Raw genomic sequence first — 20,443 nt, 5'->3', positions numbered from 1 at the left:
AGGAAAGGGGCGCAAACTCATCCGCATACCCCGCATCGTTCTGGGTAGCCGCGCGCCCATGGCTCCACCAACTGGGAACGAGAAGAAGGCTTCGCCGGACAGAAGGACCCGCGACCGCGGCCCGCACGGCACGAGCCGCCGGTCGCTCCTGGCCGGCGTCACGGCGCTCGGTGCCCTCGGCACGCTCGGCGCCACCGGCTGCAGCCGGGTGGCGACCGCGTCGGGCGAGAACGGCGGTGACCTCCTGGACCGCCTGAAGGCGCAGGGCGTCGTCCGCCTCGGTATCGCCGGTGAGATCCCCTTCGGCTACATCGACAGGGACGGTGAGCTCACGGGCGAGGCCCCGGAACTGGCGAGGGTCATCTTCAAGCGGCTGGGGGTGGACCGTGTGCAGCCCGTACCGACGGAGTTCGGCTCGCTCATCCCCGGTCTGAAGTCCCAGCAGTTCGACGTGGTGGCCGCCGGGATGTACATCAACGCGGAGCGCTGCGCGCAGGTGATCTTCTCCGACCCCGACTACCAGATGCTCGACGCCTTCATCGTGCGCAAGGGCAACCCCAAGAAGCTGCGCGACTACAAGGACGTCGTCGAGTCGGGGGCGAGGTTCGCGACCGGGACCGGTTACGCGGAGATCCAGTACGCGGTGGAGGCCGGGTACGAGGAGAGCGACATCCTGATCGTCCAGGACCAGGTCGCGGGCATGAACGCCGTCGAGGCGGGCCGGGTCGACGTCTTCGCCGGCACGGCGCTGACCACCCGCGAGGTCGTCAAGAAGTCCCGCAAGGTGGAGTCGACCGAGCCGTTCGCGCCCCTCGTGGACGGCAAGCCGCACACGGACGGCGGCGGTTTCGCGTTCCGCCCCACGGAGACCGGACTGCGGGACGCCTTCAACGTGGAGCTGCGCAAGATGAAGGAGAGCGGTGAGCTGCTCCGGATCCTGCGACCCTTCGGCTTCACCGAGAACGAGATGACCGATCTGACCGCGAAGGAGTTGTGCGGCGGATGACACCGGGACTGTGGGAACTCGTACTGAAGGGCGTCTGGGTCACGGTCCAGCTGCTCGTCCTCAGCGCGCTGCTCGCGGCGGCCGTCTCCTTCGTGGTGGGCATCGCGCGCGTCCACCGGCTGTGGATCGTCCGCTTCCTCGCGGGCTTCTACACGGAGGTGTTCCGCGGCACCTCGGCGCTGATCATGATCTTCTGGGTGTTCTTCGTGCTGCCGCCCGCCTTCGGCTGGCAGCTGGTCCCCCTGTGGGCGGGCACCCTCGCGCTGGGTCTGACGTACGGGGCGTACGGCTCCGAGATCGTGCGCGGCGCCCTGAACTCCGTCGACCCGGCGCAGCTGGAGGGCGGGATCGCGCTCAGCTTCACGCCCTGGCAGCGGCTGCGGCTGATCCTGCTGCCGCAGGCGGTGCCGGAGATGATCCCGCCCTTCTCCAACCTGCTGATCGAGCTGCTCAAGGGCACCGCCCTGGTGTCCGTGATGGGCATGGGCGACCTGGCCTTCAGCGGGAACCTCGTGCGGCTCGCGCTGCAGGAGAGCGCGGAGATCTACACGTACATCCTGCTGATCTACTTCGTGATCGCCTTCCTGCTCACGCGGCTCATGCGCGGTCTGGAGAAGCGGCTGAAGGCCGGGATCGGACAGGTTCCCGAGAAGGGTGTGTCCCAGCGTGAGCTGCACCGCCCGGAGACCACCGGAGTCGGCGGAGGTGCCGTATGACCTGGGACTGGAGTGCCGTCGGCGACTTCATGCCGCACTTCTGGGACGGGCTGCTGGTCACCCTGCAGGCCCTGGTGCTCGGCTCGCTGATCTCCTTCGCGCTCGGCCTGGTGTGGGCGCTGCTGATGCGGGCGCCGTCCCGCTGGGTGCGCTGGCCGGTCGGGGTGGTGACCGAGTTCATCCGCAACACCCCGCTGCTGGTGCAGCTGTTCTTCCTCTTCTACGTGCTGCCCGAGTGGGACATCACGTTCTCCGCGATGACCACCGGTGTCGTCGCGATCGGGCTGCACTACTCGACGTACACGATGCAGGTCTACCGGGCCGGCATCGAGGGCGTGCCGGCCGGCCAATGGGAAGCGGCCACGGCACTGAACCTGCCCCTGACCCGGACGTGGACCGCGGTGATCCTGCCGCAGGCGATCCGCCGGGTGGTGCCCGCACTGGGCAACTACGTCATCTCGATGCTCAAGGACACGCCGATGCTGATGGCGATCACGGTCCTCGACATGCTCGGTGAGGCGCGGCTCTTCGCGCAGCAGAACTTCCAGTTCACCGAGCCGCTGACGGTCATCGGCGTGGCCTTCGTCCTCATTTCCTATCCGGCTTCCCTCCTCATGCGAGCCCTGGAGCGACGTCTTGTCCGCTGACACCCCCCTGACCAAAGACTCCGCGGCCGGCTCCGGCGCCAATCCGGCGGTGGACGGCAGCGAGCTGATCCGGTTCGACAAGGTCACCAAGCGCTTCGGCGGCAACACGGTCCTCGACGAGCTCGACTTCTCCGTCGCGTCCGGCAAGCACGTCACGCTGATCGGCCCGTCCGGATCCGGCAAGACGACGATCCTGCGGCTGCTGATGACCCTGCTCAAGCCCGACGAGGGCACGATCAAGGTGGGCGGCGACTACCTCACCCACGAGGAGAAGAACGGCAAGCTGGTCCCGGCCGGCGAGAAGCACGTCCGCGAGGTCCGCAAGAACATCGGGATGGTCTTCCAGCAGTTCAACCTCTTCCCCAACATGAAGGTGCTGCGCAACATCACCGAGGCGCCGGTGACCGTGCTCGGCATGTCCAAGGACGCGGCGGAGGAGCGGGCCCGCGAGCTGCTCGACCTGGTGGGTCTGGCCGAGCACATCGACAAGTACCCGAGCCAGCTCTCCGGCGGTCAGCAGCAGCGGGTCGCGATCGCGCGGGCCCTGGCGATGCGGCCGCAGGTGCTGCTCCTCGACGAGGTGACGTCCGCGCTCGACCCCGAGCTGGTCGCGGGCGTCCTCGACGTGCTGCGGGACATCGCGCGCACCACCGACATCACGATGCTGTGCGTGACCCACGAGATGAACTTCGCCCGGGACATCTCCGACCAGGTCCTGATGTTCGACTCGGGGCGGGTTCTGGAGTCCGGCCCGCCGGAGAAGATCTTCGGCGCTCCGGAGCACGACAGGACCCGGGAGTTCCTCGGCGCGGTGCTCTGAACCCGCACGGTCCGGGACCGGCCCTTCCGGCCCTGTCGGCGCATGAGCACGGCATATGCCGGGAGAACGCGCCGCAGGCGGGAAGGGCCGGAACGCGCCATCAATCTCGCCGACAGCCCCTCCTCGTACCTGCCGCGGCGGCTATCGTGGAGGGGGCCCGGCCGTCCGGGCCGCGTTGACGCGCAGGTCGCAGAGCGTTCCGCCGACCTGCGAGCCGGGCCGAAAAGCGCAGGGGGACCAACCGTGGCGCTGAAGCACGAGCCGACCGCCCCGTACCACTCGGCCCAGGACGCCCTGCGTGTCCTGGAGACCGTGGCACGGCACACCACCGGAGTCACGGACGCCGAGCTCGCCCGTGACACCGGCCTCGGCACCGACCGCCTCACCGCGCTCCTGCGGATGCTGCGCCGGGAGGGGTACGTCGAGCAGCTCGCGGACGGGGCGTACGTCACCGGGGACGCCTTCGGCAGGCTGGAATCCGCGCACGACCGCGACGAGGCCCTGCGCGGCCAGCTCCAGCGCAACCTCGACCGGCTGCGCGACTCGCTCGGCGCCGCCGTCTACATGAGCCGGTACGTGGACGGTGAGATCCATGTCACCCAGTGCGCGGACGGCCCCGCCACCCCGGCGGTCAACGAGTGGGTGGACTTCCGCTCCTCGGCGCACGCCAGCGCGATCGGCAAGAGCCTGCTCGGTCAGCTCGACCTCAACGGCCGGCGCGACCATCTCTCCCGTCACCGGATGGCCCGGCTGACCTCGCGCACCATCACGAACGAGCGGGTGTTCCTGTCCCGGCTCGACGCCCAGGCGCCCACGGTGCCCGTGCTCGACCTCCAGGAGTACGCGGTCGGCACGGTCTGCGCGGCGGTCCCCATCACGGCCGGCTCGGCCGTGGGCTGTCTCGCCCTCTCCCTGCCGCTGGAACACGTCCACCGGCTGCGCCGGGCGGCGGACACCCTGAACCGCGGCGCGGCTCCGGTGCTGCTCTCCCTGGCGATCTGAGCGGCGCCCCGCACCCGCGGGCCGGGGCAGCTCCCTGACCTGCCCGTCCCAGTGGCCCGCGGCACACGCGGGTGGTGCGGAGCACCCCTGCGGACCGGGTAGTATTTTCTTTGTCGCCGGCCGCGAAAGCGGCAGGCGGGAGTCACGCGCCGCTAGCTCAGTTGGTTAGAGCAGCTGACTCTTAATCAGCGGGTCCGGGGTTCGAGTCCCTGGCGGCGCACAGAACGAAGGGCCTCCGCGAGAGCGGGGGCCCTTCGCGTTGCGCGGGGTCGCGGTTCCACGCACACCGTCACGGCCGTGCCGGCGTGCGTGGAACCGTCCCGTGGGGGGCGGCGGTCAGAAGGTGACGTCGGAGCAGGCGTAGAACGCGTTCCCCGTGTCGGCGATGGTCCAGACCGCGAGGATGACGTGATGACCGCTCTTGCCGGACGGCAGGGTGCCGTTGTGCGAGAGCGTCGCCGGGGGCTGGCCACTGTAGGGGACGGTCAGGAACGGGGCGGTGTCCAGCGCGGACCGGCTCAGCGGAGCGTTCTGGTTCCAGCCGTTCCTGGTGATGTAGTACTTGAAGTCGGTCGTGGAGTGCCGTGCCGTGAACTGCCAGCGGAAGGTGTAGCTCTGCCCGCCGCTGACCCTGGTCGTCGGCCAGGCACCGCCCGAGGGGGTCGTCGCCTTGTCGAGGGCCCCGAAGTTGGTGTGGTTCGCGGAACAGATCTGGCCGTCCGCGGGACCGCCCGCCGGGAAGCCCTTGGGGCCCTCGACGCTCTGGGGCTCCCACTGGATGGCACCGCAGTTGGCCACGCCACCGTTCTGGCAGAGCTTCTGCCTGCTGACGGGAAGGTCGGTGTAGCCGTGGCCGGTGGCCCCGCCGCTGGAGAGCACGAGCGCTCCTGTGGTGGCGAGCCCGACGGCGGCGGCGTACCACTTGAGCCGCTTGCGGGGCGGGGGAGCCGGCTGAAGAGTCGACTGGGGAGTTTCTCGCATGCTGCCGCTCCTGGAGAACGTGGGGGAAGTTCCGTGAGCCGTGCGTGCGCGTCGCGATGCGTCGAGCGATGATTCAGGTCTAGACCAAGTACCAGATTATTGCCAGGACTTGGCTGTGTCCATATCAAAAATGAGATGGGTCCACACGCACCGCGGAGAGAATTTGGTGGCACCGGTCCCGCGAGCCCTCCACGAGCTCCCCGTTCGGGCCGTCGTTGGCCGCCACCCAGTCCCGCGCCTGCGCCTCGTCCCGCCCGCCCGCCAACTGCCGCTCCACCAGCCTCTTCTGCCGCACGTCCCCCGGCACCTCCACGTACCAGCACTCCCCCAGGAGCACGTACGCGTCCCGCCAGCCCGGCAGATCGCAGGCCAGGTAGTTGCCCTCGGTGACGACGAGGCGGGCGGTCGGGGGCACCAGATGCCGTGCGGCGACCGGCTCGTGCAGGGTGCGGTCGTAGTCGGGTACGTAGATGTCACGGGTCGTCTCGTCGGTGACCCGGCGCAGCAGGTCGACGTACCCCCACACGTCGAAGCTCGGCTCGGACCCCTTGCGGGCGGTCAGGCCGAGGCGTGCCAGCTGGGCGTTGGAGAGGTGGAAGCCGTCGAGCGGCAGATAGGCGGCGCCCTCGCCGAGGTGCGCGACCAGGGCGCGGGCCAGGGTCGACTTGCCGGCGCCGGGCGGTCCCGCAAGCCCCAGTAGGGCACGCGGGGTGTCCTCGGTCAGACTCCAGGCGTCCGCGGCGAGTTCGGCGAGGGGACGGGGGGCTTCGGCAGGGGCAGGGGAACCTTGCGCGGGGGTACGGGGGTCTTCGGCGCCAGTGCGGTGGTCAGCGATCTCCATGCCCCGTATAGAACGCCACCGTCAGATCCTTCACCAGGGCCTTGCGCTCGTAGTCGTCCAGCTCGACCAGTCCGCGCACGGTCAGCCGGGTCACCGTGTCCTCGACGGAGTCGACGACCGAGGTGAGGACCTTGTCGCGGTGCCGGGCGTCCAGGGCCGCGATACGGCGGCGCTGCATCACGGCGGCGACCTCGGGCGCGTACTCCACCCCGAGCGGCTGGGCCGAGAACACCTGGAGGCCGACCGCCGCCGCGTCCGCGGCCACGAGGCGGGTCAGCGCGTCGCTGACGGCCTCCGTGTTGCGCAGGGCCGGGGCGTCCGCCCCCCATGCGGCGGCCGGCGCGTTCGGTGAGACGTCCGCCGGCTGCTGGGCGAGCACCCGGGCGAGCGCCGCCTCCACGCACTCGCGCAGGTACCGCTGGTGGTCCTCGACGCCGAGCGCGGCGCGGGCGGTGTCCTTCACCCGCCAGACGACGAGCACGACGACCCGCAGCGCGACCCCGTTCGCGTCGACCGCCGCCAGCGCCTCGCTGCGCCAGTGCCGCAGCCGTACGTCGACCCGGCGGCGCAGCAGCAGCGGGTTCACCCACATGAGCCCGGTGCGCCGCACGGTGCCCCGGTAGCGGCCGAAGAGCCCGAGCACCCAGGCACGCCCGGTGCGCCCGCGCGCGAGCCCGCCGAATCCGAACAGGCCGAGGGCCCCGCAGCCGGCGAGCGCCGCCCACTGGGGGCCGCCGAGCCCGGCGCCCGCGCGGTCCGGCAGGCCCAGCGCGGCCACGGCGAGCGACGGCAGGACGCCCGCCCACCACGACACGAGGACACCCCCGGCCGCACCGGCGGCACCGGCCAGCACTCCGGCGATCCCCGGCAGCACCCGCGCGGGCCGTTCCGTCAGCTCGGGGTCGGCCTCCGGCGCGGGCCGCCGCGGCAGCGGGGCCGGTGTGCGCCGGGCGATCCGCGGCTGCTCCCCCTCCCCCTTTCCGGGCTGCGCCCGCAGGGGGGCGCCGACATCGCGCCGGCGGCTGACGACGGCGGGCGCGAGCGTCACGGACACCGGCTCGGACTCGTCACGGAACAGCAGGTGGACGGGGATCTCGGTGGTCGCCTCGGTGCGGATGACCCGCGCCCCGCGGACACCCGTGTCGCGGCCCGCGGGGTCGCGCCCGCCCGCCTGAGGGCACCCCTCGGACTCCGGTGAGTGTGAAGTGGTCGTCGTACTCATACGTGCCTCCGTGCCTCCGCGCCAGGAAGAACTGCCATGAGAGAAGGCCCTCGCGAGAGGGGCCGCCGGGTCGGGCGCCAAGTGAGGCGCCCTCAGGAGAAGAGCCGCCGCCAGGTCTCGGGGCCCGGGTAGCCGTCCGCCGCCCCGCCGCGCCACCCCTGCGCGCGCTGGAACGCCTCGACGTTGCGCCGGTCGCCCTCACCCCAGCGCGGTCCCGGCCCCTGCGTGTAGTGCTTGCCGAACCCCTTCTTCACGAGTTGCCTCCCGAGCCGGGTGACATGGGCGTTGTCGGCACCGGGGCGGAACATCGCCCGGCCGGGGTAGCCGTACGGGGCGACGCCCGACGCCGGGGGCCGCGTGGGAGTGCCGGAGCCCCCGCTCGCGGCCCCGACGTCCCGGCCCTTCCCTCGCACCAGGTACGACCAGGTCCCCGGGCCGGGCAGTCCGTCGGCGTCCGCCCCGGTCCAGCCCTGTGCCAGCTGGAACGCCCGGGTCGCCCGCCGGTCCGCGTCCGACCAGCGCGGACCGGGCCCCCAGGTGTAGAAGGCCCCGGCTCCCCGCGCGACCAGCATCCGTCCCAGCCGGGTGACGTACGCGTTGTTCGCGCCGGGTCCGAAGGCGGACGGGCCGGGGTAGGCGTTCTTGCCCGGAGCGGTGATCGGCGTGCCGGTGCCTTTACCGCCCGTCCCCGGCGGATCCGGCGTCAGTCCCACGTAGCGGTACGGGAGATAGCGGTCGGAATTGCTCCAGTAGGCGTACGGAGTGGCTTGCCTGCGGGCGTGCGGGCGGGTCTGCTCGTACGCGATGTACTGGCTCTGGGTGTGATCGGTCCAGCCGCCGAAAATCGTGACGTGCGACCCTTTCTCGGGGTCGGCCGGATTGTGGAAGAGCAGCATGTCCCCGGCTCTGAGATCTCCCTTGCCGATCCTGACGCCGTACTTGTCGAGGCTGCCCGTCCATTCGTTGCCGCCGAGTTTCCAGGCCATCGAGACGAAGCCGGAGCAGTCCTGCCGGTAGCCGTCGGACCAGTACGCGTCCATGTCGTAGGGGACTTGCGCGGCGACCCACTCCTTGGCCCGGTCGATGATCTCGGCCCGGGTCGTCGCGGGCGCCCTGACCTCGGCCGGAACGCCGCCGGGGCCGTGCAGCGGGGCCCTGTCGCCCTGGGGCGTGCCGGGGTCGTCGGCCGCGGGGAGGCCGGGGTGCTGCGGGGCGTGCGCGGCGGCGACGGCGGGCACGGCGCCGGGGACGCCGAGCACCGTGCCCGCGGCCGCCGCGAGGACGAGGCCGAGGGCCGGGGGGCCGGCCGCGGGATGCGCGCGGAATCCGCCGCCCCTGGAATGCGGCAGTACGCGCCGCCAGTGTGTACAGCCGGGACAGTCGCAGTCGCTCGCGGGATCGAATTCCTCGAATACCGGAGCGGTCATGCTTTTCCTCTCGTCGTCCTGCCCGTCGTTCTGCTGGAGATCTGCACGCTTCTGCACGTTCGTCAGTTTCACAACGGCTGGCGGACATCGCATGTTGACGGTCCGAATGATGTAGCGGGGCGCGGCCCGCTTTTCCAGGGGCGCGGACATTCGCGCGCTCAGCCCCTACTCACCGGCGGAAGGCGCCCGGGAGGGCGCCGGCGGGGGACCCGCTACTCTCTCGCCATGGCGCGCGACCTCCAGGAGCAGATCAAGAAGCTCATCATCGACCGTCGGCTGCCCTCGGGCGCCGTACTGCCGACCGAGCCCGACCTCATGGAGCTGCTCGGCGCCAGCCGCAACTCCGTGCGCGAGGCACTCAAGGCCCTCCAGGCGATGGGCATCGTCGAGATCCGCCACGGCTTCGGCACCTACGTCGGCCCGATGTCCATGGCCCCGATGATCGAGGGCCTCGCCTTCCGCACGGTCGCCGGTCACTACCGCGGCGAGGACAGCCTCCTGCAGCTGCTCCAGCTGCGCGAGGCGGTGGAGACCGGGCTGGTCTCCCGGGTCGCGGGCAGCGTCACGGGTGAGGACCTGGCCGCGCTGGACGCGCTGGTCGACCGGATGGAGGCGGAGGCCACCGCGGGCGGAGGTCTCGCCGAGACCGACCGCGCCTTTCACGCCACCCTCTACCGGGGTCTGGGCAACGCTCTGCTGAGCGAGCTGCTGGAGGCGTTCTGGGACGCCTTCCACCGCGTACGCACCGACCTCGTGGAGCTTCCGCAGGATCCGAAGGTCACCTGCCGGCAGCACCGGGAGATCCTCGACGCGGTGCGCTCGGGCGACGCCCTCAGAGCCGAGGACGCGATAAGAGAACACTTTGGCAACATCCGCGCGCGATTGACCACAACGGTACCGAACGAGACCAGCAGGCACCCCAATGAGCGCGTATGACCGGTAAACACCGTGTTTCGCATCTTGCGATCATGGGGAACCGCGTAGAACCCTGGGCAACAAGAGGCTGCGGTTACAGCGCAGTCGGGGGCTTGGAACCGGTTGCGTCCGAAGGCGGGGATTGGGGCCCCGTTCATGAGCGGATGTCGAGGGGGACATCATGCAACCGGAAGGGCGCTCCACCATGTCTATAAGGTATGTGGATGATGTGGTGACGGGGGCCTGCTGTTGATACGCCTGTGCATGGTCCAGGGGGGACCGGCCGGCGAAGGGAACAACGAGCACGCGGAAAACTCGCGTGTGGGGGGATGACTCATGACGTCGACGCCGACGGGCGCCCGGCAGAACTCCGACCCGTCCGAGACCACCCAGCTCAGGGTGCCGTCACAGACGCGGACCGGCACTTTCCGCAGAATCAAGAAGAACCTGCCGAGATACGACTACGAGCACTACAGCCGGCTCGCGGGTCCTCTCACACAGCCCGATCCGACCAAGCCGTACAAGGTGCAGTACCGCACGCTGCTCTCGCAGGAGCCGCACCGGCTGCGCGCCGCCCTGATGCTGGGCGCCGCCCCGCTCCTGTCGATCGTGCTGCTGGCCTGGCTGCTGCAGCCCGCGCACTGGACCGAGCGCGACTATCCCGCGTACGACTTCCTGCCGGCGCTCGACATGGTGATGCTCGTCTCGATCGGTCTGATCGAGCTGTTCCGCTGCATGAACGTGCTGTCCAACGCGCACGCGACGCTGGTCGCCCGCGACCCGGTCCCGGTGGTCCCCGAGACCGGCACGAGAGTGGCCTTCCTCACCTCCTTCGTGCCCGGCAAGGAACCGCTGGAGATGGTGACGAAGACGCTGGAAGCCGCGGTGCGGATCCGTCACCGCGGCCTCATGCACGTCTGGCTGCTCGACGAGGGCGACGACCCCGAGGTGAAGGCGGTCTGCGAGCGCCTCGGCGTGCACCACTTCTCCCGCAAGGGCGTCGCGAAGTGGAACCAGAAGAAGGGCCCGCACCGCGCCAAGACCAAGCACGGCAACTACAACGCCTGGCTGGACGCGCACGGCGACCACTACGACTTCTTCGCCTCCGTCGACACCGACCACGTGCCGCTGCCCAACTACCTGGAGCGGATGCTCGGCTTCTTCCGTGACCCGGACGTCGGCTTCGTGATCGGCCCGCAGGTCTACGGCAACTACGACAACCCGATCACCAAGGCCGCCGAGTCGCAGCAGTTCCTCTTCCACGCGCTGATCCAGCGCGCGGGCAACGCCTACGGCTCGCCGATGTTCGTGGGCACGTCGAACGCCGTGCGCATCAGGGCGCTGAAGCAGATCGGCGGCCTGTACGACTCGATCACCGAGGACATGGCGACCGGCTTCGAGATCCACCGCCACAAGAACCCGGCGACGGGGAAGAAGTGGCGCTCGGTCTACACCCCGGACGTCCTCGCGGTCGGCGAGGGCCCGAACGCCTGGACGGACTTCTTCACCCAGCAGATGCGCTGGTCACGGGGTACGTACGAGACGATCCTCAAGCAGTACTGGAAGGGCGCCTACTCGCTGCCGCCGAGTAAGTTCTTCAACTACACGATGATGATCATCTTCTACCCGATGTCCGCCCTCAACTGGATCCTGGCCGCACTGAGCTGCGCCCTGTTCCTGGGTCTCGGCGCCTCGGGTGTGAACATCGACCCGGCGATCTGGCTGATGCTCTACGGCAACGCCTCGGCGCTGCAGATCGGTCTCTACGTCTGGAACCGCCGCCACAACGTCTCACCGCACGAGCCCGAGGGCTCCGGCGGTGTGGCGGGCATGATCATGTCCGCGCTGTCGGCGCCGCTGTACGCGAAGGCGCTGATCGACTCGATGCTGCGCCGCAAGAGCAAGTTCGTGGTCACCCCGAAGGGCGACTCCGCGAGCCCGGACACCTGGTTCGGGACCTTCCGGTACCACTGGTACTTCATCGCGATCTTCAGCGGTTCGATCGCCGCCGGCTTCGTCTACGGTCACGCCCACCCGGCGATGATCATCTGGGCGACGTTCGCGCTGCTCATCACGGCCTCGCCGATGTTCGCCTGGCGCTGGATGATGCGGCAGGACAGGAAGGGCAGGAAGCACCGCCACGGCCGTGCTCCCCAGGAGGCCCCGGCGCCCGTGCACGACAGCCGGATCCCCCTGCAGCCCCAGCAGTCCCCGGCCGCCGCGCACACGGCACAGCACAAGCCGAGCTGGGCGTCGAACGCCGGGAACGACCAGACCGTACAGATCTCCCTCGGTGGCCGGCGGGACTCGTCCGGGCACTGAGGCCGTGGCCGACCCGCCGGCGCCGGGCCGGCCACCGGGCGCCCGGCGCCGGAAAGAACCTCCGGGCGCCGCCGAACATCACCAGCACACGTCAGACGGGAATTGAAGTGAAAGACGGTTCCAGCCGCCGCCGTGCCCGCCGCATCGCGATAGGTGCGGCGGTGGTGCTTGCGCTGGCCGGGATGAACGGACCCGCGCTCTACCGCTTCGGGTCGGAGCAGTACCACGAGTACAAGATCAACAGACCGGAGTACAAGGCCGAGAACGGCAAGTGGGACGTCGTCGAGTTCCCGGAGGAGTACCGGCTCAACACGATCCACGCCGCGCTCCTGCACACCGGCAAGATCCTGCTGATCGCCGGCTCGGGCAACAACCAGGACAACTTCGACGCGAAGAAGTTCGACACCCGGGTCTGGGACCCGGTCGCGAAGAAGATCAAGAAAGTCCCGACGCCCGCCGACCTGTTCTGCACCGGCCACACCCAACTGCCCAACGGCAACCTGCTGATCGCGGGCGGTACCAAGCGGTACGAGAAGCTCAAGGGCGACATCACCAAGGCCGGCGGCCTGATGGTGGTCCACAACGAGAACCCGGACAAGCCGATCACCCTGCCCGCGGGCACCCGCTTCACGGGCAAGGAGAACGGCAAGACGTTCGTCTCCAAGGACCCGGTCAACGTCGAGCGGGCCACGAAGGTCTTCGACCCGGCGACCGGCAAGTTCCTGCGCAACGAACCGGGCCTCGGCCGGATCTACGTCGAGGCGCAGAAGAGCGGCGCCAAGTACGAGACCGGCACGCAGGACAACTACCGCGTGCAGGGCCTGTCGGGCGCCGACACCCGCAACACGTACGGCATCGCCGAGAAGCTCGCCCTGGACAAGAAGGACTTCCAGGGCATCAAGGACGCCTACGAGTTCGACCCGGTCGCCGAGAAGTACATCAAGGTCGACCCGATGAACGAGGCGCGCTGGTACCCGACGCTCACCACGCTGTCGGACGGCAAGATCCTCAGCCTCTCCGGCCTGGACGAGATCGGCCAGCTGGTGCCGGGCAAGAACGAGGTGTACGACCCGAAGACCAAGAAGTGGACGTACACCAAGGGCATCCGGCAGTTCCCGACCTATCCGGCGATCTCCCTGATGCAGAACGGCAAGCTGTTCTACTCGGGCGCGAACGCCGGCTACGGACCCGACGACGTCGGCCGCGACCCTGGCGTCTGGGACCTGCGGACGAACAAGTTCAAGAAGCTCAAGGGCATGTCCGACCCGAAGCTGCTGGAGACCGCGGGCACGGTGCTGCTGCCGCCCGCGCAGGACGAGAAGTACATGGTGATCGGCGGCGGCGGGGTCGGCGAGTCCAAGCGGTCCAGCAAGAAGACCCGCATCGTCGACCTGCTGGCCGACAACCCGAAGTTCACCGACGGACCCGAGCTGGAGAAGGGCACCCGCTACCCGCAGTACTCGATCCTGCCCGACGACGACGTGCTGGTGTCGGGCGGCTCGGAGGACTACCGCGGGCGCGGCGACTCCAACATCCTCCAGGCCCGGATGTACGACTCGGGGACCAACGAGTTCAAGCGGGTGGCCGACCCGCTGGTGGGCCGCAACTACCACTCGGGCTCGATCCTGCTGCCCGACGGCCGCGTGATGTTCTTCGGCTCGGACTCGCTCTACGCCGACAAGGGCAACACCAAGCCGGGCAAGTTCGAGCAGCGCGTCGAGATCTACACGCCGCCGTACCTGTTCCAGGGGTCGCGGCCGACGCTGTCCGGCGGACCGAAGACCATCGAGCGCGGTGACTCGGCGACGTTCACCACGCAGCACTCCTCGTCGATCAAGACGGCCCGGCTGATCCGGCCCAGCGCGTCGACGCACGTCACCGACGTCGACCAGCGGTCCGTCGCGCTGGACTTCGAGAAGACCGAGGGCGGCATCGAGGTCACCGTCCCGAAGAGCCGCAACCTCGTCGGGTCCGGCTGGTACATGCTGTTCGTGACGGACGACCAGGGCACTCCGAGCAAGGCGCAGTGGGTGAAGATCCCCTGACCGGAACGGTGACACCGGTCGGTCACATCGGTCGGTGACAGTCGGGTTGCCGGGGGCGCCCTCCGCACACGGAGGGCGCCCCCGGTCGTCCCGCAGCGGCTACTGCTTGCCGGCCTTCGCGAGTTCCAGCGCGTACTCCGGCCACCACTGGCCCGCCTTCGGCCCGTCCTTGCAGGTGCCGTCGGACTCACCGGGCCGCTTGACCCACAGGTAGGCGTCGACGAGGTCGTCACCGGTCTGCGTCGTCGGTGACTCGCCCAGCGCGCGCCCGGGCGGGTTGCACCAGTTCTCCTCCGGGTCGCCCTCCGTGTACGGGCCGTTGCCGTTGCGGCTGGTGTCGATCACGAACGGCTTGTTGCCGACCTTCGCCGACAGCTCCTTGCCGTACTTCGTGCTGTCGGGCGTCTTGTAGAAGTTGGACACGTTGACCGCGAATCCGTCGGCGTTCTCGACGCCCGCCAGTTTCAGCGGCTCCACGATGTCGTCGGGCTTGCCCCAGCCCGCGTTGCCCGCGTCCAGGTAGACCTTCGTGTTCTTCAGCGACTTGAACTTCTCCACCGCGCCCCGCAGGAGGTCGTAGCGCTCCTCGTGGAACTCGTCGGGGGTGCAGCCGTCCACGATGTGCAGGACGGCGTCCGGCTCCAGGATCACCGTGGCCGCACGGTCGCCGATGCCCTTGGCGACCTGGTCGATGAACGCCCGGTACGCGTTGCCGTCGGCCGCGCCGCCGCCGGAGAACTGGCCGCAGTCGCGGTGCGGGATGTTGTAGACGACGAGCAGCGCGTCCCGGTCCGCCTTCGTGGCGGCCTCGGTGAAACCGCGCGCCTCCTGCTCGGCGTTCTCCGGAGTGAGCCACTCGCCGGTGGGCTGTTCCGCGATCTTGCGGATCAGTTCGGCGTCCTTGTCCTTGCCGTCCTTCACATAGGTGGCGACCTGTTCCGCCGCGTTCCCGTCCGGGTTGACCCAGAACGGGTCCTTGTCCTTGGGCTGCTGGCTCACCTTGGCGCCCGGCTCGTCCTTGTCACCGCCGTCGCCCGAGGACGAACATCCCGCGAGCAGCAACACAGCTCCGGCCACCGCCACGGACGCCTTTGCCCCGGCCCCCCTGCTCCCGTACATCAGAAACTCCCCCTCGGGTGCACCGTCCGAAAGTACCAATCCTGACATACGTGCCGGTCGGCCCACGAGCGCAGTCCCGCCTTGTCGGCCACCTGTTACAGCGTTCGACGACCGGTCGGAGGTCCGGCACACGGGCGGTCCCCGGCGAGCCCGCCCCGGGGTGGCGGAAGCGCGTCGACGGCGCGGCCAACTGCGCGGATGACGCAGCGCCACCGGTGCGGGACGTGACGTCATCCAGACCCTAGGCCGGAACGCTCATCCGTTCTACAGTCGTCTCAGACGGCCCCGGCCCCCGGCTGTCGGCCCCTCCGCGCGCGCCCGTACGCACCTGTACGCGCCCTCACGCGCCCGGGGGCCCCTGATCCTCCCGTGCCGGTCGCCGGGTTACTCCCGCAGCCCGTGCGCCCACGGTCGAGGACCGGCCCGGTCGGCGGCTCCGGGGGGAGCGGGCCACCGACCGGGCCGGGTGCCGCTCACCGGTCGCTGCCGCTGAGGTACGCCGAGACGACCACGTTCGCCGTGTAGGTGCGGCTGTCCCGGTCGAAGGAGCCGCCGCACGTGATCAGCCGCAGTTCGGCGCGCCCCGACTGCCGTACCCCGTACACCTGCTGGGCGTCGAAGCGGTCGCGGGCGAAGACCTGCACGTCCTCGACGGTGAACTCGGCGACCGTGCCGTCCTCGCGGGTCACCCGGACCGCCGCACCCGGCCGCACCTCGCTGAGGTGGTAGAAGACCGCGGGCCCGGTCTCGGTGTCCACGTGCCCGACGAGCAGCGCGGTCCCGGGTGCTCCGGGCCGCACACCGCCCCCGTACCAGCCGACGGTGCCGGGCCGCCCGTACGGCGGTGCCTCGACCGCTCCCCGCGGATCGAGACCGCGGGTCACCACGGGTGCCCGCACGTCCAGCGCGGGAATCTCCACGAGTTGCGGCCGCGCACCCCGCAACGGCTCGGCCGCGGGCGGCAGTTGCACGCCGAGCGGCCGTCCGACCGCCGCCATGTCGCCCGTGGTCGGCGAGGACGTGCCCTGCCGTATGTCGGTGACCTCGCGGCCCCACAGCCACAGTCCGAGCAGCAGCAGGGCCCAGGCGACGCCCATCAGGAGCCGGCCGCCGCCCGGGGTGTGCTCCCGGCCGTCCCGGTGTTCGCGTGATGACATGGCGCCTCAGTCCGTACGGCCGCGCCCCCGCCGGGCGCTGCTGACGGCCACGGCGACGACGGCGACGGAGGCCAGGACGAGACCGACGACCGCGTGCCGGGTGCCGGGCCCCTCCGACCGGTCCTCGGCGGCGACGCGGGCGGAGCCGCCACCACCCGCGTGCACGGGGGCGACGGGGGACGCGGGCGCGACGGGGGAAGCGGGCACGGTGTCCCGCCGCCGCTCCGGCCCTTCCTCCGCTTCCCGCTTCTCCTGCGCCTGCTTCTCCTTCTTCTCCCGCTCTTCTCGCCTTTCTTCCTTCTCCTGCTTCTCCTGCTTGTCCCGCTGCTTCTTGTCGAGGACGGTGACGGTGCTCCTGACCTTGTCCTCCAGGCCGTCGCAGGTGACCCTGACGTCGTACGTGCCGGGGTCGAGCGTCGAGCGGACGCGGGTGCCGCCGGTCAGGGCGCCGGACTTGCCGGTGAGCCGCGCGTCGGCGACGAACGCCTCGGACGCGGCGGTGCCGGACTTCCCGGTGCAGCCCTGGACCCGCAGCTGGATGTCGCTGCCGGGAACCGGGGATCCCGGAGTCACAAAGACGCCTCCGTCGGCCGCGTACGCCGGGTACGCGGCGGGGGAGAGTGCGGCGGCCACCACTCCGGCACAGAGAGCGAGTCGCAGTGAACCCATCGTGAACCTCCAGACATCTGGAGCGTCCTCCGCGGGCCACGGGGGCGCATCCGGGGAGGGGGCCCACTGCTCCGTACGGGTGGCTCAGACGCGTTCGACGAGGTCCGCGATGGAGTCGACGATCGTGGACGGGCGGTACGGGTACTTCTCGATCTCCAGGGGCGTGGTGAGCCCGGTGAGGACGAGGAAGGTCTGCATGCCCGCCTCCAGGCCAGCCAGGACGTCCGTGTCCATGCGGTCGCCGATCATCGCGCTGGTCTCCGAGTGCGCGCCGATGGTGTTGAGTCCCGTACGCATCATCAGCGGGTTGGGCTTGCCCGCGAAGTACGGCTTCTTGCCGGTCGCCTTGGTGATGAGCGCGGCGACCGCGCCGGTGGCGGGCAGCGGGCCCTCGGTGGACGGGCCGGTCTCGTCGGGGTTCGTGGCGATGAAGCGGGCGCCGCCGTTGATCAGCCGTACCGCTTTGGTCATGGCCTCGAAGGAATACGTACGGGTCTCACCGAGGACCACGTAGTCGGGGTCGTGGTCGGTCAGCACGTACCCGATGTCGTGCAGCGCGGTGGTCAGCCCCGCCTCACCGATGACGTACGCGGAGCCGTCGGGGCGCTGTTCCTCCAGGAACTGGGCGGTGGCGAGGGCGGACGTCCAGATGTTCTCGACGGGTACGTCCAGGCCCATCCGGCGCAGGCGGGCGTGCAGGTCGCGGGCCGTGTAGATGGAGTTGTTGGTGAGGACCAGGAACGGCTTGCCGGACTCCCGGAGCTTCTTTATGAAGGCGTCGGCGCCGGGGATGGGCACGCCCTCGTGGATGAGCACCCCGTCCATGTCGGTGAGCCACGATTCGATGGGCTTGCGCTCTGCCATGTGCCGTCTCCTGCCGTACGCGTGCGGAGTCCGCCGTGCGGGGTGGGTGCCGTGCGGGGTGTGGGGGACGCCGCCACGGCTGTGTACCGGCGCCACCGGACACAGCTGTGTGCCGACGCCCCCAGCCTAGCCATCCGCTCGATCTTGGTGGAGGGGGCGGCGGGTGGGTGCCGACGGTGGCTGCGGACGGTGGGTGCGGGCGGCGCCGTCAGCGTCTGCCGCGGCGGGCCAGGACCACCGCGGCGGCCCCGGCGCCGAGCAGCAGCAGCGCGGCGGCCGTCGCGGCGAGGATCGCGCGGATGGAGGAGAGCCCGGTGCCGGCCAGCTCCTCGGCGAACGGAATCCCGTCCGGCACGCCGTCACCGTCGCTGTCGCTGCCGCTGTCGGAGGCGTCCTGGCGGTCCCGGCCGCCGGTGTCGCCCGTACCGCCGGTACCGCCCGTGTCACCGCGCCGCTCGTCGGCTCCCTCGGCCGTGTCGCCGCCGACGATGCGGAACCGGTAGTCGTTCGACTGCCCCACCCAGGCGCCGTCGTCCTCCTGCCGCTGTACGACGGCCGCGTTCGCGACGACGTCGTTGGCCACCGCGTCCGAGGTGACCGCGAGCCGCACCTTCACGGAGAGGGTCTTGCCGGGTGCCACCGTGAACCCCGCGAAGTCGCCGTCCTCCCCGGCGGAGCCGAGCACGCCGATGTGCTCGTCCTCGTCGGTCCGCTCGAAGGTGACCGGGCGGGCCCGCTCCCCGACGTAGAACTCCAGGCGCGGCTGCTCCGGCCTCAGCGCCCTCTTCCCGTCCACGAGGACGACGACGGGGTGGATGTTCTCGCAGGTGGCGTCGGTGGTGTTGGTGAGATCGATGTACCAGGTCCGGAACCCGCCCCCGGCGTCATAGGCGTCGGGTCCACCGTGGATACGGGTACGGACGGGGAACTCCCGCCTCCCGGCACCGGCACAGCTGGTCCGTCCGGGTTCGACCCGCCCGACGTGCCGATCGGTCCCGGCCGCGGGAACCGCCTGCGCGGAACCGGGCACGGCGGGCACGGAGGTGAGGGCGGCTGCGGCGGTCACGGCAAGAGACACGGGCTTGCTCAGTCGCATGAACAAGGGACACTGCCACGAACCCCCGCCCCACCACCCCCGACCCGCCGCCCAACCCCCCAAACGGCCCAGCACCACCCTCCAAGGGCAGGGCCAAAGGGCCGAGGGCCGAAGGCCGAGCCCCAAAGGGGCGCGGGGAACTGCGCGCCCAGCCCCCACCACCCGCAGCCGAACCCCTCACCGATCCCGCCAGCCCCTCAAAGCCCCAAGGCCCCCGGGGCTACCGGGGCTACCGGGGGCCTCGGGGGCGAGGGCCGAAGGCCGAGCCCCAAAGGGGCGCGGGGAACTGCGCACCCAGCCCCGACCCCCCGCAGCCGAATACCCCCAGAGGGCAAGGCGGAGCCAACCTCACCCCTGCGACCGCCCGAACAACGGCGCCAACAACAACTGCGCCGCCCCTTCACCCACCCCCCGCCCCCCGCCGGAGGCAACCCGCACAGGGACAGGACTCCCCGCCCCCTCCCGCCGGGCCCGCTCGTCGAGCACGGCCCCCACCCCCCGCACGAAACGCCCCGGCTCCGCCGCCACCGTGCGCCCGCCGAGCAGGACGAGATCGATGTCGAGCAGTCCGACGAGGTTCGCGGCGCCCTCGCCGAGGACACGGGCCGCCTCGTCGATGTCGCCCCGCGCCACCGCCGCGAGGCAGAGCACCTCGACGCAGCCCCGGTTGCCGCACGGACAGAGCGGCCCGTCCAGCTGGACGACCTGGTGCCCGAACTCCCCCGCCCCGGTACGCGCCCCGCGATGCACGGCGCCGCCCAGGACGAGCCCGGCCCCGAGACCCGTACCGAGGTGCAGGTACGCGAAGGATCCGACCTCGCCGCCGACCGCCAGCCCGAGCGCGGCGGCGTTCGTGTCCTTGTCCAGCACGACAGGCACACCGAGCCGCCGCGCCAGCGCGTCCCGCAGCGGAAACCCGTCCCACTCGGGGAACCCGGTCACCCGGTGCAGCACGCCGTGCGTGTGGTCGAGCGGCCCCGGCATGGCGACACCGACCCCGAGAACGGACGACGCGACACCGGCACCGGCACCGGCCTCGTCCAGCCCGCCCAGCACCCCCTCCGCCAGCGCCCGGACCTCACGCACGACGACCGCCAGCACGGCCTCCGCCCCCGCGCCCAGGTCCAGCGGGGCCCGCCGCTCCCCCACCACCGCGCCCGTCAGGTCGACCAGTACCGCCCGCAGCTCGTCCCGGTCGACGTGCAGCCCCACCGCGTGCCCCGCCTCCGGCACCAGCCGCAGCGCGGTGCGCGGCTTGCCTCCGGTGGATGCCTGCCGGCCCGCTTCGGTGACCAGCCCGTCCTCCCGCAACCGAGCGGTGATCTTGCTGACGGCCTGCGGGGTGAGCCCCGTACGCTCGGCGAGTTCGAGGCGGCTCACCCCCGCCCGCCCGGCGCGCCGCAACAGGTCGAGCAGCAGCGCGGCATTGTGGCTGCGCAGCGAGAACAGGTTCACGCCACTGCCCCCGCTCGTCCCCGCGGCCCTGATCGAAGCCACTCGGCACCCTCCGCACTGCTCGTCGCGCCGCACATCACACCACCGACCGCCCGGCCCGTCCCAGAACCCGCGTCCACCCCCATTGTCACCGGCGCTT

At 70.8% G+C, this 20,443-nt stretch carries 18 protein-coding genes and 1 tRNA gene; 9 read left to right on the top strand and 10 right to left on the bottom strand.

The annotated features are described in order from the left end of the window. Positions 1-58: 58 nt before the first annotated feature. The 6 genes from ehuB to ACFYXC_RS00920 all read left to right on the top strand — a co-directional run bounded on the left by ehuB (position 59) and on the right by ACFYXC_RS00920 (position 4,411). On the top strand, positions 59-1,006 hold the full coding sequence (ehuB, locus tag ACFYXC_RS00945) for an ectoine/hydroxyectoine ABC transporter substrate-binding protein EhuB (protein WP_388916524.1): 948 nt from the start codon (positions 59-61) through the stop codon (positions 1,004-1,006). Further along, on the top strand, positions 1,003-1,722 hold the full coding sequence (ehuC, locus tag ACFYXC_RS00940; RefSeq protein ID WP_389545319.1) for an ectoine/hydroxyectoine ABC transporter permease subunit EhuC: 720 nt from the start codon (positions 1,003-1,005) through the stop codon (positions 1,720-1,722). The genes ehuB and ehuC overlap by 4 nt, the downstream gene beginning before the upstream one ends. After that, positions 1,719-2,369: an ectoine/hydroxyectoine ABC transporter permease subunit EhuD gene (gene ehuD / locus ACFYXC_RS00935; protein ID WP_388916531.1), complete on the top strand. Its 651-nt coding sequence runs from the start codon at positions 1,719-1,721 to the stop codon at positions 2,367-2,369. Before ehuC ends, ehuD begins: the two co-directional genes overlap by 4 nt. Then, complete coding sequence (gene ehuA / locus ACFYXC_RS00930; RefSeq protein WP_388916533.1) at positions 2,359-3,189, top strand: ectoine/hydroxyectoine ABC transporter ATP-binding protein EhuA; 831 nt, start codon at positions 2,359-2,361, stop codon at positions 3,187-3,189. The genes ehuD and ehuA overlap by 11 nt, the downstream gene beginning before the upstream one ends. A 243-nt stretch (positions 3,190-3,432) precedes the next feature. Continuing rightward, positions 3,433-4,191: an IclR family transcriptional regulator gene (locus ACFYXC_RS00925; RefSeq protein ID WP_388916536.1), complete on the top strand. Its 759-nt coding sequence runs from the start codon at positions 3,433-3,435 to the stop codon at positions 4,189-4,191. Positions 4,192-4,337: 146 nt separating this feature from the next. After that, positions 4,338-4,411: transfer RNA gene (locus tag ACFYXC_RS00920), tRNA-Lys, on the top strand. A gap of 116 nt (positions 4,412-4,527) precedes the next feature. On the opposite strand, the gene ACFYXC_RS00915 is transcribed toward ACFYXC_RS00920, so the two are convergent. From ACFYXC_RS00915 to ACFYXC_RS00900, 4 genes are all read right to left on the bottom strand, one after another. Then, positions 4,528-5,172 carry a lytic polysaccharide monooxygenase gene (locus ACFYXC_RS00915; RefSeq protein ID WP_388916539.1) on the bottom strand — a complete coding sequence of 215 codons (645 nt, stop codon included), beginning with the start codon at positions 5,170-5,172 and terminating at the stop codon, positions 4,528-4,530. 124 nt (positions 5,173-5,296) lie between these two features. After that, positions 5,297-6,013: a nucleoside/nucleotide kinase family protein gene (locus tag ACFYXC_RS00910; protein ID WP_389545313.1), complete on the bottom strand. Its 717-nt coding sequence runs from the start codon at positions 6,011-6,013 to the stop codon at positions 5,297-5,299. After that, the gene (locus ACFYXC_RS00905) at positions 6,000-7,235 is read right to left on the bottom strand and encodes an SPFH domain-containing protein (protein WP_389545311.1); all 1,236 of its coding nucleotides are present in this window, start codon (positions 7,233-7,235) and stop codon (positions 6,000-6,002) included. Before ACFYXC_RS00905 ends, ACFYXC_RS00910 begins: the two co-directional genes overlap by 14 nt. 92 nt (positions 7,236-7,327) lie before the next feature. After that, complete coding sequence (locus ACFYXC_RS00900; RefSeq protein WP_389546714.1) at positions 7,328-8,662, bottom strand: peptidoglycan-binding protein; 1,335 nt, start codon at positions 8,660-8,662, stop codon at positions 7,328-7,330. Between the two features lie 225 nt (positions 8,663-8,887). On the opposite strand from ACFYXC_RS00900, the gene ACFYXC_RS00895 reads away from it, so the two are divergent. The 3 genes from ACFYXC_RS00895 to ACFYXC_RS00885 all read left to right on the top strand — a co-directional run bounded on the left by ACFYXC_RS00895 (position 8,888) and on the right by ACFYXC_RS00885 (position 13,944). Next, a complete protein-coding gene (locus ACFYXC_RS00895) occupies positions 8,888-9,598 on the top strand; it encodes a FadR/GntR family transcriptional regulator (protein WP_389545308.1) in 711 nt (236 codons plus the stop codon). A 315-nt stretch (positions 9,599-9,913) separates the two neighbouring features. Then, positions 9,914-11,899 (top strand): glycosyltransferase family 2 protein, encoded by a 1,986-nt coding sequence (locus tag ACFYXC_RS00890; RefSeq protein WP_389545306.1) that lies wholly within the window; start codon positions 9,914-9,916, stop codon positions 11,897-11,899. A gap of 107 nt (positions 11,900-12,006) precedes the next feature. Further along, the gene (locus ACFYXC_RS00885; protein WP_389545303.1) at positions 12,007-13,944 is read left to right on the top strand and encodes a galactose oxidase-like domain-containing protein; all 1,938 of its coding nucleotides are present in this window, start codon (positions 12,007-12,009) and stop codon (positions 13,942-13,944) included. Between the two features lie 99 nt (positions 13,945-14,043). Here ACFYXC_RS00885 and ACFYXC_RS00880 read toward each other — a convergent pair whose 3' ends face one another. The 6 genes from ACFYXC_RS00880 to ACFYXC_RS00855 form a co-directional block, all read right to left on the bottom strand. After that, complete coding sequence (locus ACFYXC_RS00880) at positions 14,044-15,063, bottom strand: glycoside hydrolase family 6 protein (protein WP_388916557.1); 1,020 nt, start codon at positions 15,061-15,063, stop codon at positions 14,044-14,046. Positions 15,064-15,536: 473 nt separating this feature from the next. Further along, positions 15,537-16,220, bottom strand: coding sequence for a class F sortase (locus ACFYXC_RS00875; protein ID WP_389545299.1), 684 nt, complete (start codon positions 16,218-16,220; stop codon positions 15,537-15,539). A 6-nt stretch (positions 16,221-16,226) separates the two neighbouring features. After that, the gene (locus ACFYXC_RS00870) at positions 16,227-16,889 is read right to left on the bottom strand and encodes a hypothetical protein (protein ID WP_389545296.1); all 663 of its coding nucleotides are present in this window, start codon (positions 16,887-16,889) and stop codon (positions 16,227-16,229) included. Between the two features lie 84 nt (positions 16,890-16,973). Then, a complete protein-coding gene (locus tag ACFYXC_RS00865) occupies positions 16,974-17,753 on the bottom strand; it encodes an HAD-IIA family hydrolase (RefSeq protein WP_388916566.1) in 780 nt (259 codons plus the stop codon). A 208-nt stretch (positions 17,754-17,961) separates the two neighbouring features. After that, positions 17,962-18,819 (bottom strand): hypothetical protein, encoded by an 858-nt coding sequence (locus tag ACFYXC_RS00860; RefSeq protein ID WP_389545293.1) that lies wholly within the window; start codon positions 18,817-18,819, stop codon positions 17,962-17,964. 378 nt (positions 18,820-19,197) lie between these two features. Continuing rightward, positions 19,198-20,346, bottom strand: a complete 1,149-nt coding sequence (locus tag ACFYXC_RS00855; protein ID WP_388916572.1) for an ROK family protein — start codon at positions 20,344-20,346, stop codon at positions 19,198-19,200. Between the last annotated feature and the right edge of the window lie 97 nt (positions 20,347-20,443).

It is taken from the genome of Streptomyces sp. NPDC002701, from assembly GCF_042889045.1.
Lineage (GTDB): Bacteria > Actinomycetota > Actinomycetes > Streptomycetales > Streptomycetaceae > Streptomyces.
Note: the sequence above shows the minus strand (reverse complement) of the source record. Positions and strands in the feature narration are given on the sequence as shown.

Bases quoted from the DNA above. Each gene is read 5' to 3' on its own strand.
- ehuD (WP_388916531.1), top strand. From the start codon at position 1,719: ATGACCTGGGACTGGAGTGCCGTCGGCGACTTCATGCCGCACTTCTGG.
- ACFYXC_RS00910 (WP_389545313.1), bottom strand. From the start codon at position 6,013: ATGGAGATCGCTGACCACCGCACTGGCGCCGAAGACCCCCGTACCCCC.
- ACFYXC_RS00870 (WP_389545296.1), bottom strand. From the start codon at position 16,889: ATGGGTTCACTGCGACTCGCTCTCTGTGCCGGAGTGGTGGCCGCCGCA.
- ACFYXC_RS00875 (WP_389545299.1), bottom strand. From the start codon at position 16,220: ATGTCATCACGCGAACACCGGGACGGCCGGGAGCACACCCCGGGCGGC.
- ACFYXC_RS00890 (WP_389545306.1), top strand. From the start codon at position 9,914: ATGACGTCGACGCCGACGGGCGCCCGGCAGAACTCCGACCCGTCCGAG.
- ACFYXC_RS00900 (WP_389546714.1), bottom strand. From the start codon at position 8,662: ATGACCGCTCCGGTATTCGAGGAATTCGATCCCGCGAGCGACTGCGAC.
- ACFYXC_RS00865 (WP_388916566.1), bottom strand. From the start codon at position 17,753: ATGGCAGAGCGCAAGCCCATCGAATCGTGGCTCACCGACATGGACGGG.
- ACFYXC_RS00905 (WP_389545311.1), bottom strand. From the start codon at position 7,235: ATGAGTACGACGACCACTTCACACTCACCGGAGTCCGAGGGGTGCCCT.
- ACFYXC_RS00915 (WP_388916539.1), bottom strand. From the start codon at position 5,172: ATGCGAGAAACTCCCCAGTCGACTCTTCAGCCGGCTCCCCCGCCCCGC.
- ACFYXC_RS00880 (WP_388916557.1), bottom strand. From the start codon at position 15,063: ATGTACGGGAGCAGGGGGGCCGGGGCAAAGGCGTCCGTGGCGGTGGCC.
- ACFYXC_RS00895 (WP_389545308.1), top strand. From the start codon at position 8,888: ATGGCGCGCGACCTCCAGGAGCAGATCAAGAAGCTCATCATCGACCGT.
- ehuC (WP_389545319.1), top strand. From the start codon at position 1,003: ATGACACCGGGACTGTGGGAACTCGTACTGAAGGGCGTCTGGGTCACG.
- ehuB (WP_388916524.1), top strand. From the start codon at position 59: ATGGCTCCACCAACTGGGAACGAGAAGAAGGCTTCGCCGGACAGAAGG.